The following is a 13,347-nucleotide window of genomic DNA, read 5'->3' on the forward strand; positions in this document are numbered from 1 at the left end:
GCGGGGTCAGGTGCGAAGCCACCGACGGATCGCGAAGCCGGCGGAGAGAGCCGCGAGCACGACCCCGATGATGATCAGCACCGGTACGACGACCGCGGCGTCCTGCATGGTGATCCACGTGGTGATGAACGGCACTCGCCCCCGGAGGTAGCCGTTGACACCGAAGTGCACGCCGGCGAGGACCGCGGCGCTCGCGAGGACGGAGCCGAGGAAGGCCGCGAACACCCCCTCGAGCACGAACGGCGTCTGGATGAAGCGATTGGAGGCGCCGACCAGACGCATGATCCCGATCTCCTTGCGCCTGGCGTACGCCGAGAGACGGATCGTGGTCCCGATGAGCAGGATCGCAGCGACGAGCATCAGCACCGCGATGCCGACGGCGATGTACGTCGCGACCGTCAGGGCGGAGAAGAGGGGCTCGAGGTACTGGAGCTGGTCCGTGACCTGCTCCACCCCCGCGACTCCGTTGAACGCCTCTGCGATCACCTGCGACTGCCCCGGGTCCTTCATCGTGACGAAGAAGACCTCGAACGCCTGGTCGGGGGTGATGACGCTGGCCTGCTCCTCGCCCAGCTGCGCGACGAGCTTCGCGTACGTGTCCTCCTTGCTGTCGAAGGAGATCTCGCCGATGAGCGGAGACAGTGCCTCGCCCTCGAGCTGGGCGCGCACCGCGGCGACCTGGTCCTCCGTCGCTCCGCCGTCGACGCAGGTCTGGGATTCCGAGATCGACGAGCACATGTAGACCGCGACCTGCGCGCGCTCCGACCAGTAGCCCCGCATGGTGCCGATCTGCGACTGCATGAGGATCGCCGCCCCCACGAAGGTCAGCGACACGAACGTCACCAGCACGACCGAGATGACCATGGAGATGTTGCGACGGAGACCGACGAGCGCCTCGGTGAGGATGAGTCCGATTCTCATGACGTCGGGCCCACCTTCTCGTCACCGTCGTCCGACAAGCCGAGGCGATCGGCGACCCCCAGCTCGGCGACGTCGACCTGCGGGATCACGATGGGATGCGTGCGCGGCGCGATCGGCGCCGACGCGTCCGCCACCACCGGGGTCGCATCGACCGCCGGTTCGGCGGGGACTGCCTGCGCCTCGGGAGTCTCGGATGCCGAGGGCACGGCGTCCGGCGCGGCAGCCGATGCCTTGCGCTGCGCACTGAGCTCCTCGGCGAGCGCCGCCCGCACGACGGACAGGTCGGCGGTCTGACGCTGCACTTCCTGCACCGCGGTGAGGGCTGCCGCGGCAGCGGCTCCTCGCACCTCTTCGGGGCCGAGACGCGGGATCTGCGAGGTGTCGCCGTAGCCGCCGTGCACCTCGTCACGCACCATCTCACCGTCGCGGAGTTCGATCACCCGGCGCTGCATCTGGTCGACGAACGCGGCCTCGTGAGTGGCCATCAGAACGGTGGTGCCACCGGCGTTGATGCGTGCGAGCAGCTGCATGATGTCGACGGACGTCCCGGGATCCAGGTTTCCGGTTGGCTCGTCCGCGAGCAGCACCTGGGGCCGGTTGACCAGCGCCCTCGCGATGGCGACGCGCTGCTGCTCGCCGCCTGACAGCTCATGCGGCATGCGCTTCTGCTTGCCGTCGAGCCCGACGAGCGCGAGAGCCTCGGGCACCGCCTGCTGGATGAAGCCTCGCGACGAACCGGTCACCTGGAGGGTGAACGCGACGTTCTGGTACACGGTCTTCGATGGCAGCAGTCGGAAGTCCTGGAACACCGATCCGATGTGTCGACGGAAGTAGGGCACCTTGCGGTTGGCGAGCGAGCGCAGGTCGCGCCCGAGAACGGCGACGCGCCCCGCGGTCGGCACGTCCTCCCGCAGGATCAGTCGCAGACACGACGACTTCCCCGACCCGGAGGCACCGACGAGGAACACGAACTCCCCGCGCTGTACCTCGAAGTCGACGCCGGACAGGGCGGGTCTGGCGGTCCCGCGGTAGCGCTTCGTGACATTCTCGAACCGAATCATGGCGATACGAGCCTAGGCGCGTGAATTCCTCTGCCCGCGAGCGACACCCCTGTCGCCACCTCCGCGTCGGAGCGCACTGCTATACATGATGTGCCGGTATACAGCGGCGCTGACGTTCCGCGCGGATCGCGCGGACGACGATTCGAGGGGGACCCATGACGACGCCCGCAGGCTGGTACGACGACGGATCCGGACGTCAACGCTGGTGGGACGGAACGCAGTGGACGGAGCACTTCGCCCCCGCTGCGGACGGTGGGGAGTCCCCCGCGCAGGAGACCGCGGAGCCAGCCGCGGCGGCGCCGAGTGACGAGTCTTCCGCCGCCGAGACGGATGCTGAGTCCGCCGCCGCGGAGTCGCGCGTGCCGGAGTCGGCCGCCGCAGCCGAGACCGCTGCCGCCGTCGAGTCCATCTCCGCGGTCGAGAGCGGATCGTGGGAGCAGCCGTCGACCGGCGCGCCCGCGCCCTCGACCGTCGATTCCTCGTCCGGCGAGCCCGCGTCCGCCCCGGACACGGCATCCGACAGCACTTCCGTCGGGGAGAACCCGGAATCCCGCACCCCGACGACCACTCCGTTCACCGCGCCCGGAGACACCGCCGTGCCCACCGACAACGGAACATCGCCCTACACGAACACCGCGCCCGGGTACCCGGGCTCCGCGCCCGCGTACCCGGGTGCCGCGGCCTCTTACCCGGGCTCCGCCCAGGCACCCCAGCCGCCCCAGGCCCCGGGCTACGGTGCAGCGCCGTCATACCCGGGCTCCGCACCGGCCTACCAGGGCGGCTACCCCTCCGCTGCGCCCGTATACGGGGCCCCCGGCGGATACCCGGCCGCCTACCCGGCCGCCCCCACCGCCCCGGCACGGCTCTCCGTCGTCGGCCTGATCGGTCTCGGCGCCGCCGCGCTCGGAACGATCCTGTCGTGCATCCCGTTCACCTTCGTCCTGGGCTGGGTGCTGCTCGCCGCCGGCTTCATCGTGTCCTTGATCTCGATCTTCCTCAAGGGCCGGAAGTGGCCGGGCATCGCGGGCCTCATCCTCTCGGTCGTCGGCACCGTGATCGCGGTCGTGATGGCCTTCTTCTTCGCGATCTCCGCCGTCGCGGGCGTGGTGCGCGACCTCCCGTCTGCGCCGCCGTCGAGCGATTCCAGCAGCGATGGCAGCGAAGACGATGGCACGTCCACCGGACCGACCGAGGTCGTCGAGGGCACCCTCGGCGAGCCCGTCACTGTGGAGCAGTACTCGGGCACCAGCGAGGTCACCATCACCTCCGCGACCTGGAGCGACTCCGACGGTTCGACCATCCCTGCCACGAACGGCGGCTTCGTCATTCTGGACGTGACTGTCACCGGGCTCGAGGGCACGAGCTACGTCAACCCGATCTACTTCCTGATCGAGGCGGCCGACGGCACGGAAGGCACTTACGACTTCTTCGCCGACGAGCAGATCGGCAGCGAAGACCTCGAAGCCGGCGACTCCGTCAGCGGCAAGGTGACCTTCGACGTCTCGCAGAGCGATTCCTACACGGTCATCGTCACCGACGAGATGCTGGAAGAGGTGGCGCGCATCACGGTCACCCCGACCGCCGGCTGAGCACCGAGAACGAAAGAGGGCCGGAACCCCGCGGGGTTCCGGCCCTCTTCTGCTGCCAGGCAGTCGGAGCGCTCAGTCCTCGTCTTTGCGCTTGCGCCAACGGATGCCGGCCGAGATGAATCCGTCGAGGTCGCCGTCGAACACGGCGGCGGGGTTGCCCGACTCGTGGCCGGTCCGGAGATCCTTCACCAGCTGCTGTCCGTAGAGGAAGTACGAGCGCATCTGGTCGCCCCAGCTCGCGGTGATGTTGCCCGCGAGCTCCTTCTTCTTCGCCGCTTCCTCTTCCTTCTGCAGCAGGAGGAGGCGGGTCTGCAGCACGCGCATGGCGGCGGCGCGGTTCTGGATCTGCGACTTCTCGTTCTGCATCGAGACGACGATGCCGGTCGGGAGGTGCGTGAGGCGGACGGCGGAGTCGGTCGTGTTGACCGACTGCCCGCCTGGGCCCGACGAGCGGAACACATCGACGCGGATGTCGCCCTCGGGGATGTCGACCTCTGTGGCCTCCTCCATGAGCGGGATGACCTCGACGGCCGCGAACGACGTCTGACGCTTGTCGGCGGAGCCGAAGGGGCTGATGCGTGCGAGACGATGCGTGCCCGCCTCGACCGACAGCGTTCCGAAGGCGTACGGAGCATCGATCTCGAAGGTCGCCGACTTGATACCCGCGCCCTCGGCGTACGAGGTGTCCATGACCTTGACCGGGAACTTGTGCTGCTCGGCGTAGCGCAGGTACATACGCATGAGCATCTCGGCGAAGTCGGTGGCGTCGTCGCCGCCGGCGCCGGAACGGATGGTGATGATCGCCGACCGCTCGTCGTATTCGCCGTCGAGGAGCGTCTGCACCTCGAGCTGGTTGATGATCTCGGTCAGCGCCGCGAGCTCGTTGCGGGCCTCGATGGCGGAGTCCTCGTCGCCCATCTCGTTCGCGAGATCGACGAGAACCTCGAGGTCGTCGAGACGGCGACCGATGCCCTCGACGCGAGCGAGCGCGGACTGCCGATGGCTGAGCGCACTCGTCACCTTCTGTGCACGCTCGGTGTCGTCCCAGAGATCGGGGGCGCCGGCCTCTTCACTGAGCTTGGCGATGTCGGAGCGGAGCGTATCGACATCGACGACCTCACGGATGTCACCGTAGGTGACGCGGAGGGCCTGGATGTCGGCGGAGAGATCGAGTTCGAGCATGGCGCATCCAGCCTAACGTGCCGCCTGCTCGCGCGGGGACGCTCCGCTCACAGGAGTAGCGTCGAGTGAGTGAGCGGTGCATCCACGGTCTTGAGGCGATTCGGGCCCATGGTGTACCTCCCGACCGTGCTGTTCGCACTGGGCGAGGGCGCGGTCATCCCGCTCATCCCGGTGATCGCCGCATCGATGGGCGCCGACGTCGCGTTCGCCGCGCTCGTCGCCTCCGGTCTCGTCGTCGGGCAGCTGTGCGGCAACCTCCCGGCGGGGTGGGCTGTGGCCCGCATCGGCGAGCGGCTCACCATGGTCATCGCGGGCACGGTCGCCGTCGGCGCCGGAGTGGCGATGATGTTCGCCCCGTCGCCGGCCGTGCTCGCGGCATCCGTCTTCCTCCTCGGCTTCTGCGCGGCGGCGTTCGGACTGGCCCGGCACGCGTTCATGACGACGCGTGTGCCGATCGCCTTCCGCGCGCGGGCGCTGTCGCTGCTCGGCGGAAGCTTCCGCCTTGGCGTCTTCATCGGCCCGTTCGTGGCCGCCGGGCTGTTGCAGCTGTTCGGATCCGAGATCGCGGCGATCTGGTTCTTCCTCGCCTGCCTCGTCGTGATGGTGGTGCTCGTGCTGTTCGGGCCCGACCCCGAGAAGACGATCCCCCCGACCACCCCTGTGCGCACCGCTCCCCTGGTGTCGGACTCCGGCGAAGTGGTGAGCGGTTCGATCCCCACCGTCGAGCGCACCGGCATCTTCCGCACGATGTGGCAGCAGCGCACCGTTCTCGGCCGACTCGGACTCGCCGCGTCGTCGCTGTCGGCCGTCCGATCGGCCCGCCAGGTTGTGCTGCCGCTGTGGGGCCTCTCGCTCGGGCTCGACGCCTCGACCATCGCCCTCGTGGTCGGTGTGTCCGGGGCCATCGACTTCGCTCTCTTCTACGCGAGCGGACAGGTGATGGATCGGTTCGGTCGTCTCTGGGCAGCCATGCCCGCGATGCTGCTCATGGGCGCCGGCTTCCTCGCGCTGTCGCTCACGCACGACCTCGACGCCGCGGTGCTGTGGTTCGGCATGTTCGCCGCCGTCCTCGGCGTGGGCAACGGGCTCTCCAGCGGCATCCTGCTGACCCTCGGGGCCGACGTGGCCCCCAAGCGCGAGCCGGCGGCGTTCCTCGGATCGTGGCGGACGCTGACGGATGCCGGCGGCGCGACCGCCCCTCTTCTCGTGTCCGCCATCACCGCGATCGCCTCGCTCCCCGTCGCCGCCGCGGCGATGGGCGTGGTCGGCCTGATCGGTGCGGTCGGCTTCATCCGGTGGATCCCCCGCTTCGTGCCGCGGGTTAAGGGCGAGGCATGAGCGCCCTCGGTGCCGACGTCCGCCGCCTGGTCGCGGATTTCCCGATCACCTCGTCCGAGGATCGGGATGCGCAGGCGGACTTCACCTCCTTCTTCTCCGATGATGACGGTCCTGTGCAGCGCGACGACGGACCCCGCCACGCGACGGCGTCGGCGTTCGTCTTCGATCCGGCGCTCACCCGCATCCTGTTGGTGTTCCACCGCAAGGGCCGCTTCTGGGTGCAGCCGGGCGGTCACCTCGAACCCGGCGACGGATCTGTGGCCGATGCCGCTCTCCGCGAGCTCGCCGAGGAGACGGGGCTCCTCGCCCCACGGCCCGAGGAGTACGTCTACGACCTGGACCACCACGAGCTTTCCGCCGCGTTCGGGCGGTGCGCCTCGCACCTCGACGTCGGTGTCGCGATCGTCGTCGCCGACGAGGGTGCGCTGCAGGTGAGCGAGGAGTCGGAGGACGTGCGGTGGTGGCCGATCGACGCGCTCCCCGACGAGGTGCCGCCGCAGTTCCACCGACGCGTGGCCGGCGTGCTCGACCGCATCCCCCGCTGACAGAGGGCGGCTCTGGCGCGGACCCCAGTGCCTCGATGGAGTCCTCCGCATGGATCTCCGCGTGAAGATCGCCCTCGGCATCTCCGCGCTCGTCGTGGGAGGGCTCGTCGCCGCCGCCGTCCCGACACCGCTATCTACGAGATGGGCACGTTCGTCCGCAACCGCGACCTGCCGGCCGCCCGCGCGCTCTGGACGCAGCTCGCCCCCGACATCGATCCCGCCATCGTCCCGTTCATCGCGGCAGCCTTCGACTCCGGGGACTGGTACGTGCTCGGGCACCTGTTCCCCTGACCGCCGAGAGCTTCCTCACCGCAGTGCGGTGCGGCTGGTCGCGGTCGCCTCGAGTCGCACAGCCTCCGGGACGAAGAGCGATGCGAGCGGCGGGTGCCAGTCCGCGGTGATCGTGACGCGCGCCGAGAGCCCGTCCGGAGCGGTCGCGGCGACGAGGGCGGCGCGCCCCGGCATCCCGTCGAGCACCGCTGTGACCTGCTCGCGCACTCCCCCGTCGGTGAGCCTGGCGCGCACCACGTCGCCCTCGACCTCCAGGATGAACCCGTCGGCTCCGGCGAGCGCGGCCGCATCAGCCAGCGCGTCGAGACGCTTCTGAGCGATGTACAGGTCGGTCGCCATGGCGGCGACGATGATCAGGGTGAGAGCGAGAAGTGCGTAGCCGAGGGTGAGCAGCAGGACGCTGCCGGAGTCGTCGCCACGCACTCTCATGGCGTTCCCCACAGGCGGGACATCTTCTGCACCGCGGTCCCCTCGACCGGGATGGACGCTGCGGTGTCGAGACCGAGGACCGACGGCACCAGAGGGAGGGGGACGTGGGTCGCGACGGTCACCGTGACGAGGGCACCGGGTGCGGGGCACTCGGGGGTTCGTGGGGCGCAGGCCACCGACACCTCCAGCGTGCCCGGCGCGATGCCGTACTGATCTGCGATGCTCGCGACGAGTCGATCGCCGTAGTCGGCGGCTGATGCGGCGTCCGGCACGAGCGCGATCGCTCGGGCGAGATGACGGGCTGCGGCCTCTGCTCCCAGCGTGTGCTCTTGGATGCTGCCGAGTGCGACGATGAGGTACACGAGCGGTACGAGCAGGATGACCCCGACCGTGATGAACTCCAGCGCCGCGGACCCGCGGTCGTCACTCATCGAACGACTCCGCCGGCGCCTCGGCGACGATCTGCATCGCGGACGGTATGCCGATCAGCCCGATCACCGGCAGCGCCGTGCGGATACGCACGACCACGACGGTTCGCCCACCGCTCTCCGACTGCGCGGCCGTGACGTCGTCGGCGTACGCCGAACCGACCGCCTGCGTGATCACCCGGCGCGCGCGTTCGGCGCCTGCGGCGGGGTCGACGTCGGCGAGCGCCGCGTGCTGGGCTCCCTCCACCGCGGCGTCGTGGACCACGTTGCGCACATACACGGCGAGCGCGAGCTGGAGAACGGCGAGAGTGAGAGCGGTGAGCATCGTCCCGACCAGCACGAACTCGACGGGGCTCGAGCCTCGATCGTCGCGCCGGAGGGCGTGCATGAGCCTCGTACGCATTCAGATGCCGGACACGCGCTCGATCGCCTGCTCGAACAGTTCGCTCAGCGCCGGTCCCGCGACCGCCCAGATCAACACGACCAGACCGGCGGTCATCAGCGTGACGAGCACCCAGCCGGGCACGTCGCCCGTGTCGTCGGCGATGAGCTCGCGGAGGCGAGAAACAGGCGGGTCATTCAGGGGTGGGAAGTCGTTCATGTCGTCCTTTCTGGGGCGCGATCAGCCGATGCCGAGTCGCAGGATGAAGAGGCCGGGGTAGATCGCGAAGAGCACCGACAACGGCAGGATGAGGAAGACGAGCGGCAGGAGCATGAGGATCTCCTTGCGTCCCGCCTGCTCGATGAGAACGCGCTTGGCGTCGTCGCGCGCATCTCCGGCCTGCGCCTGGAGGACGGCCGCGAGCGGCGCACCGTGTTCGAGTGCGGCGATCACCTGGTCGACCGCGCGGCTGAGTCCGGCGAGTTCCAACCGAGAGGCGAGCTCACGCAGGGCGTCTCCGAGCGGAGAACCCGTGGCGACCGCCACCACCACGCGGTGCAACTCTCCGGTCAATTCACCGGTGCCGACCGCGGCCACACGCCTGAGCGAATCGAGCAGAGTCTCTCCGGCCGACAGGCAGAGCGCGATGAACTCCAATGTCGTGGGCAGCTCGTCCGCCAGTCGTGCCCGACGGGAGGCGACGCGTGCCGTGAGGCGCATGTCGTAGCCGACGGCGGCCACGGCTCCGAGCACCAGCGGCAGAAGCGCGACGGGCGGCGACATCCGCCCCGCGACCACGACGGTCACCACGACGACGGCGCCGACACCGATGCCCGCGACCAGCCACCCGAGTTGACGGGCCCGGAACATCGTGGCCGAGACGTCGATCCCCGCCTGCGCGAGTCGTCGTGCCAGTGAGTCACTGCCACCCAGCGCACGTTCGCACACCGTGATCGCCCGTGCGATCACGGTGCGCTGCGTCGCGGGAAGCCGTCGGACGATCGGCAGCGCGGCCCGCGGCACGGTCTCGTCGGCGACCGCGTCTCGGACGTACGGGGCGATGCGCGTCATCAGCGGCACCGCAGACCACCGAGGCAGCACAGAGAGAATAAGGAGCAGTCCCGCCGCGAGCACTCCCCCGCCGAGAACCGAGAAGGCGACAGCCGAGAGGGCACTCATCCGAACCACCGTTCGGGCTCGGGCAGACGGCCGATCCGGAGCATGATCCGGTAGGCGATCACCGAGACCGCTGCCCCCACGGCGATCACGACGACCCCTTCGGGGGTCCCGTAAGCGGACGCACCCTCTGGGCGCATCACGAGCAGGCCGAGGATGACCCATGGCGCGACGGCGCCCAGCACAGCGGCACCCCTGATCCAGGATTGGCGCGCTTCCACCTCTCCCCGCAGGGCGGCGTCGGCGCGTACCGAGGCCGACAGCGCCCTCAGTACGGTTCCGAGCTCCGTGCCGCCGACCTGCCTCGCCATGCGCAGGGTCTCGATGATGCGATCAGCGACGGGATCCGCGAGCGACGTCTTCAGACGGTCGATGCTCGATTCGAATCGACCCGTGGCACGGAGGTCTCGAGCGAAGACGACGAAGGCCGGGCGCATCATCCCGGGTGCGGATTCCGCGAGCGCGGCGACAGCGTCCGGCAGCGACAGGCCGACGCGGATGGATGCGATCAGCAGGTCGCAGACATCGGGCCACACCTGTCTGCGCAGCTTGCGCAGGCGCAGCCTGCGAGCGCGCAGGAACATCACCGGCGCCGCACCGGCGACCGCGCCCGCCAGCACCGCGAGGGCGGGGATCGGAACCACGAGCCAGACGACGGATGCCGTCGCCGCGGCGAGGCCGGCTACCACCGCGACGAGCGTGCGAGGGGCAGCGGCGAATCCCGCCTCCCCCAGCATCCGCGCCAGCACGCCGCGCCGTTCGACACGCATGCTCACGGCACCTGTGCCCCGAGGCCACAACCAGGGGGAGGCGACGAGGAGGGCGCCTGCTGCGAGGAGAGCGCCGAGCAGCAGCGTCACAGCCCTGCCCTCACGCGTCGGAGGTCTCCGCGGCGTTCCTGCCCGGCGCCGCCTTCGTAGGAGTACAGCATCCGCGACACCAGACGCCCGTCGACGATCTCGCCCGTCGGCTCGATGACCTCGCGCACCCGGCGCACCCCGTCCAGGTCGCGCCCGCAGTGCACGACGAGGTCGACCGCACGTGCGAGCGCGGGGGCGACGAAACTGCGATCGATGTTCCGCCCCGCGAGCAACGGCAGCAGGGTGAGCTTCTCCAGCGCCTCGGATGCGGAGTTCGCGTGCACGGTCGCCGCGCCCGGTACACCGGTGTTGAGGGCGAGCACGAGGTCGAGCGCTTCCGCGTCGCGCACCTCGCCGACGACGAGCCGGTCAGGACGCATGCGCAGAGCCTCCTTCACGAGGCGGCGCAGCGTGATCTCACCAGCCCCCTCGAGGCTCGCCTGGCGTCCCTGGAGCGCCACGACGTCGGGCCCGGCGAGCGCGAGTTCGAACGTCTCCTCCACCGTCACGACACGCTGCCCGTCGGCACAGCTCGCCAGCAGGGCACCGAGCAGCATGGTCTTCCCCGCGTGGGTCGCTCCCGAGACGACGACGCTCCGCCCCGCACGCATGGCGGCGGCGAGCGTCGCCGCGAGATGCGCAGGAAGCGCACCCTGCTCGACCAGGGCGTCCAGCGACCGGTAGCGGGGGAGGAATTTGCGGATGTTCACTGCGGCGCCGCCGCGCACGACATCGGCGATCGCTACGTGCAACCGCGACCCGTCGGGCAGCGAGGCGTCGACGAAGGGCTGACTGATGTCGACCCGACGGCCGGTGGAGTGCAGCATCCGCTCGATGAGGTCGCGCAGGGTCTCGGCCGTAAGCCGCAGCGTGGTCCGCTCGGCCACTCCCCCGCGCGCGACGTGGATGCTCTCCGGCCCGTTGAACCAGATCTCCTCGATCTCGGGATCGTCGAGAAGCGGTTGCAGCACTCCGAATCCGCCCAGCGAGGCCAGCACGTCGCGGAGGCACCCGGCTTCGTCATCGACCAGCACGCCGCCCTGAGCGAGGGCGACGTCGTTGAAGCGCCGCACCTCGGCCTGCGCCACCGCTCTGGCAGCCTCCGCGTCGAGCGCCGGCTCGATGCCCTCACTGCGCAATCTCAGGCGCACGCGTTCGGCGATGACGACGGAGGGCTGATGCACCCGAGCATCCTCGCAAGGATGCGGAATCCTCGACCGGACTTATCCACACTGTCCTCATACGGCTGCGGGCAGATCCCCAGCAACGCCGGATGCCCCGGTCAGTAGACTTATCCCACCGCGCGGGAGTGGTGAAATCGGCAGACACGCAGGATTTAGGTTCCTGTGCCTTCGGGCGTGTGGGTTCAAGTCCCACCTTCCGCACCGATCAGTCGCGTCCTCCGCGGCCGACGCGACCGCCGCACACAGCTCTACGACGGGAACACCATGCATCACGCCGCTCTCATCCCCTGGCTCGACCCCGCCACCATCATCGGCACGGCGGGTCCGTGGGCGCTGCTCGTGGTGTGCTTCATCGTCTTCGCCGAGACCGGGCTGCTCGTGGGCTTCCTGCTGCCGGGCGACACCCTGCTGGTGATCTCCGGCCTGCTCTCACACCCGCTCGCGGGCTCCGAGCACGGCGTGTTCGGCATCAACGTGTGGTTCGTGGCTCTGCTCATCGGCCTCGCCGCCTTCGTCGGCGGTGAGGTCGGCTATGTGATCGGCCACAAGGGCGGGCCCGCGGTGTTCGAACGCAAGGAATCGGGCCTCTTCAGCAAGAAGAACGTCGAGCGCACGAACGCGTTCTTCGAGCGCTTCGGCGGAATCACCGTCATCCTCGCCCGCTTCGTGCCTATCGTCCGCACCTTCGCTCCTGTCGCCGCGGGCGTCGGTCACATGCCGTGGCGCAAGTACACGCTGTACAACCTCATCGGCGCGATCCTCTGGGGCTTCGGCCTCACCATGTTCGGCTACCTGATCGGATTCATCCCGCCCGTGGCGGAGTTCGTCGAGAGCTACATCGACCTCATCCTGCTCGCGGCCGTCGGCGGTACGGCGATCATCACTCTGTGGCACTACCTCTCCGAGCGGCACAAGGCGAAGAAGGAGGCAGCCGCGGGACACGCGACGACCGACGCGTCCGAGGCTGAGGAGCTCGCGCTCGAGCCCGAGGTCTTCGACCGCGCTCCCGACCTCGACGGCGACGGCACGCACTGACGAACGAAGCGGATGCCGGTCAGCCGGCCTTCTTCTTCGCCGCAGGCTTCGACGACTTCTTCGGCTTCTCGTCCTCGTCGGAGTCGGCGTCCGTGCCGCCCGACCGCGCCGCCTTCGACTTGGCGACGCTGGCGCGCAGCGCCTCCATGAGATCGATGACCTCGCCGCTCTTGGCGTCGGCATCCTCCTCGCCGAATGTGTCGGCGACGTCGAACGTGTCGCCCGCCTCGATCTTCGCGTCGATGAGCGTGCGCAGCTCCTTCTGGTACTCGTCCACGAACGACTCCGCGTCGAAATCGGCGGAGTAGCTGTCGACCAGCGACGATGACAGCTCGAGCTCCTTCTTCGAGATCCGCACGTCCTCGTCGAGCGAGGGGAAGTCTGCTTCGCGCACTTCGTCCGCCCACAGCAGGGTCTGCAGCACCAGCACCTTGCCCCGCACGCGTAACGCCGCGAGCCGGGTCTTCTGCCGAAGTGTGAAGCGCACGATCGCGGTGCGGTCGGTCTGCTCGAGGGTCTTGCGCAGCAGCACGTAGGCTTTCGGCGACTTCGAGTCGGGCTCCAGGTAGTACGCCTTGTCGAGCGTCAGCAGGTCGACCTGCTCCGAGGGCACGAACTCGACGACGTCGATCTCGCGGCTTCGCTCGGCCGGCAGCGCGGCGAGGTCGTCCTTGGTGAGAACGACCGTCTGCCCGTCGTCGACGTAGGCGCGGTCGATGTCGGAGTACGCCACGGTCTCTCCGCACACCTCGCACGTGCGCTGATACCGGATGCGCCCGCCGTCCTTGTCGTGCACCTGATGCAGCGGCACATCGTGATCCTCCGTCGCGGAGTACACCTTCACCGGCACGTTCACGAGACCGAAGGTCAGCGCACCCTTCCAGATCGTCCTCATGCCACCCAGTGAACACCAGTCGCACCTGTCA

At 69.3% G+C, this 13,347-nt stretch carries 16 protein-coding genes and 1 tRNA gene; 6 read left to right on the top strand and 11 right to left on the bottom strand.

Annotated features, from left to right (window positions below; translation table 11 throughout):
- Positions 1–6: 6 nt before the first annotated feature.
- Both ftsX and ftsE read right to left on the bottom strand, forming a co-directional pair.
- Positions 7–921: a permease-like cell division protein FtsX gene (gene ftsX / locus FSY98_RS02320; protein WP_144873599.1), complete on the bottom strand. Its 915-nt coding sequence runs from the start codon at positions 919–921 to the stop codon at positions 7–9.
- Entirely contained in the window at positions 918–1,982 is a 1,065-nt protein-coding gene (gene ftsE / locus FSY98_RS02325) for a cell division ATP-binding protein FtsE (RefSeq protein WP_144873602.1), read from the bottom strand. Before ftsE ends, ftsX begins: the two co-directional genes overlap by 4 nt.
- Before the next feature lie 155 nt (positions 1,983–2,137).
- Here ftsE and FSY98_RS02330 point away from each other — a divergent pair, with 155 nt between their 5' ends.
- A complete protein-coding gene (locus FSY98_RS02330) occupies positions 2,138–3,571 on the top strand; it encodes a DUF4352 domain-containing protein (RefSeq protein ID WP_144873605.1) in 1,434 nt (477 codons plus the stop codon).
- 72 nt (positions 3,572–3,643) lie between these two features.
- Here FSY98_RS02330 and prfB read toward each other — a convergent pair whose 3' ends face one another.
- A complete protein-coding gene (prfB, locus tag FSY98_RS02335) occupies positions 3,644–4,753 on the bottom strand; it encodes a peptide chain release factor 2 (RefSeq protein ID WP_144873607.1) in 1,110 nt (369 codons plus the stop codon).
- 108 nt (positions 4,754–4,861) lie between these two features.
- Between prfB and FSY98_RS02340 the strand changes: the two genes are divergently transcribed.
- From FSY98_RS02340 to FSY98_RS16605, 3 genes are all read left to right on the top strand, one after another.
- Complete coding sequence (locus FSY98_RS02340; RefSeq protein ID WP_144876563.1) at positions 4,862–6,091, top strand: MFS transporter; 1,230 nt, start codon at positions 4,862–4,864, stop codon at positions 6,089–6,091.
- Complete coding sequence (locus FSY98_RS02345) at positions 6,088–6,636, top strand: NUDIX hydrolase (protein WP_144873610.1); 549 nt, start codon at positions 6,088–6,090, stop codon at positions 6,634–6,636. Before FSY98_RS02340 ends, FSY98_RS02345 begins: the two co-directional genes overlap by 4 nt.
- A gap of 141 nt (positions 6,637–6,777) precedes the next feature.
- Positions 6,778–6,927: a hypothetical protein gene (locus FSY98_RS16605; RefSeq protein WP_186307523.1), complete on the top strand. Its 150-nt coding sequence runs from the start codon at positions 6,778–6,780 to the stop codon at positions 6,925–6,927.
- 15 nt (positions 6,928–6,942) lie between these two features.
- On the opposite strand, the gene FSY98_RS02350 is transcribed toward FSY98_RS16605, so the two are convergent.
- Genes FSY98_RS02350 through FSY98_RS02380 form a run of 7 tightly spaced genes read right to left on the bottom strand, consistent with a single transcriptional unit; the run spans position 6,943 to position 11,386 of the window.
- Complete coding sequence (locus FSY98_RS02350; protein WP_144873613.1) at positions 6,943–7,356, bottom strand: hypothetical protein; 414 nt, start codon at positions 7,354–7,356, stop codon at positions 6,943–6,945.
- Positions 7,353–7,787: a TadE family protein gene (locus tag FSY98_RS02355; RefSeq protein WP_144873616.1), complete on the bottom strand. Its 435-nt coding sequence runs from the start codon at positions 7,785–7,787 to the stop codon at positions 7,353–7,355. The genes FSY98_RS02350 and FSY98_RS02355 overlap by 4 nt, the downstream gene beginning before the upstream one ends.
- Positions 7,780–8,172, bottom strand: coding sequence for a TadE/TadG family type IV pilus assembly protein (locus FSY98_RS02360; protein ID WP_144873619.1), 393 nt, complete (start codon positions 8,170–8,172; stop codon positions 7,780–7,782). The genes FSY98_RS02355 and FSY98_RS02360 overlap by 8 nt, the downstream gene beginning before the upstream one ends.
- A 15-nt stretch (positions 8,173–8,187) precedes the next feature.
- Complete coding sequence (locus tag FSY98_RS02365; RefSeq protein ID WP_144873621.1) at positions 8,188–8,385, bottom strand: hypothetical protein; 198 nt, start codon at positions 8,383–8,385, stop codon at positions 8,188–8,190.
- A gap of 21 nt (positions 8,386–8,406) precedes the next feature.
- Positions 8,407–9,345, bottom strand: coding sequence for a type II secretion system F family protein (locus tag FSY98_RS02370; protein ID WP_144873624.1), 939 nt, complete (start codon positions 9,343–9,345; stop codon positions 8,407–8,409).
- The gene (locus FSY98_RS02375) at positions 9,342–10,202 is read right to left on the bottom strand and encodes a type II secretion system F family protein (protein WP_144873627.1); all 861 of its coding nucleotides are present in this window, start codon (positions 10,200–10,202) and stop codon (positions 9,342–9,344) included. The genes FSY98_RS02370 and FSY98_RS02375 overlap by 4 nt, the downstream gene beginning before the upstream one ends.
- Entirely contained in the window at positions 10,199–11,386 is a 1,188-nt protein-coding gene (locus FSY98_RS02380) for a CpaF family protein (protein ID WP_260857225.1), read from the bottom strand. Before FSY98_RS02380 ends, FSY98_RS02375 begins: the two co-directional genes overlap by 4 nt.
- Positions 11,387–11,505: 119 nt before the next feature.
- On the opposite strand from FSY98_RS02380, the gene FSY98_RS02385 reads away from it, so the two are divergent.
- Positions 11,506–11,587: transfer RNA gene (locus FSY98_RS02385), tRNA-Leu, on the top strand.
- Positions 11,588–11,650: 63 nt separating this feature from the next.
- Complete coding sequence (locus FSY98_RS02390) at positions 11,651–12,421, top strand: DedA family protein (RefSeq protein WP_144873630.1); 771 nt, start codon at positions 11,651–11,653, stop codon at positions 12,419–12,421.
- Between the two features lie 19 nt (positions 12,422–12,440).
- Here the strand turns inward: FSY98_RS02390 and FSY98_RS02395 are convergent, their stop codons facing one another.
- A complete protein-coding gene (locus tag FSY98_RS02395; RefSeq protein ID WP_144873633.1) occupies positions 12,441–13,316 on the bottom strand; it encodes a Ku protein in 876 nt (291 codons plus the stop codon).
- Between the last annotated feature and the right edge of the window lie 31 nt (positions 13,317–13,347).

Origin of the sequence: Microbacterium sp. 1.5R, from assembly GCF_007667425.1 — a bacterium.
Lineage (GTDB): Bacteria > Actinomycetota > Actinomycetes > Actinomycetales > Microbacteriaceae > Microbacterium.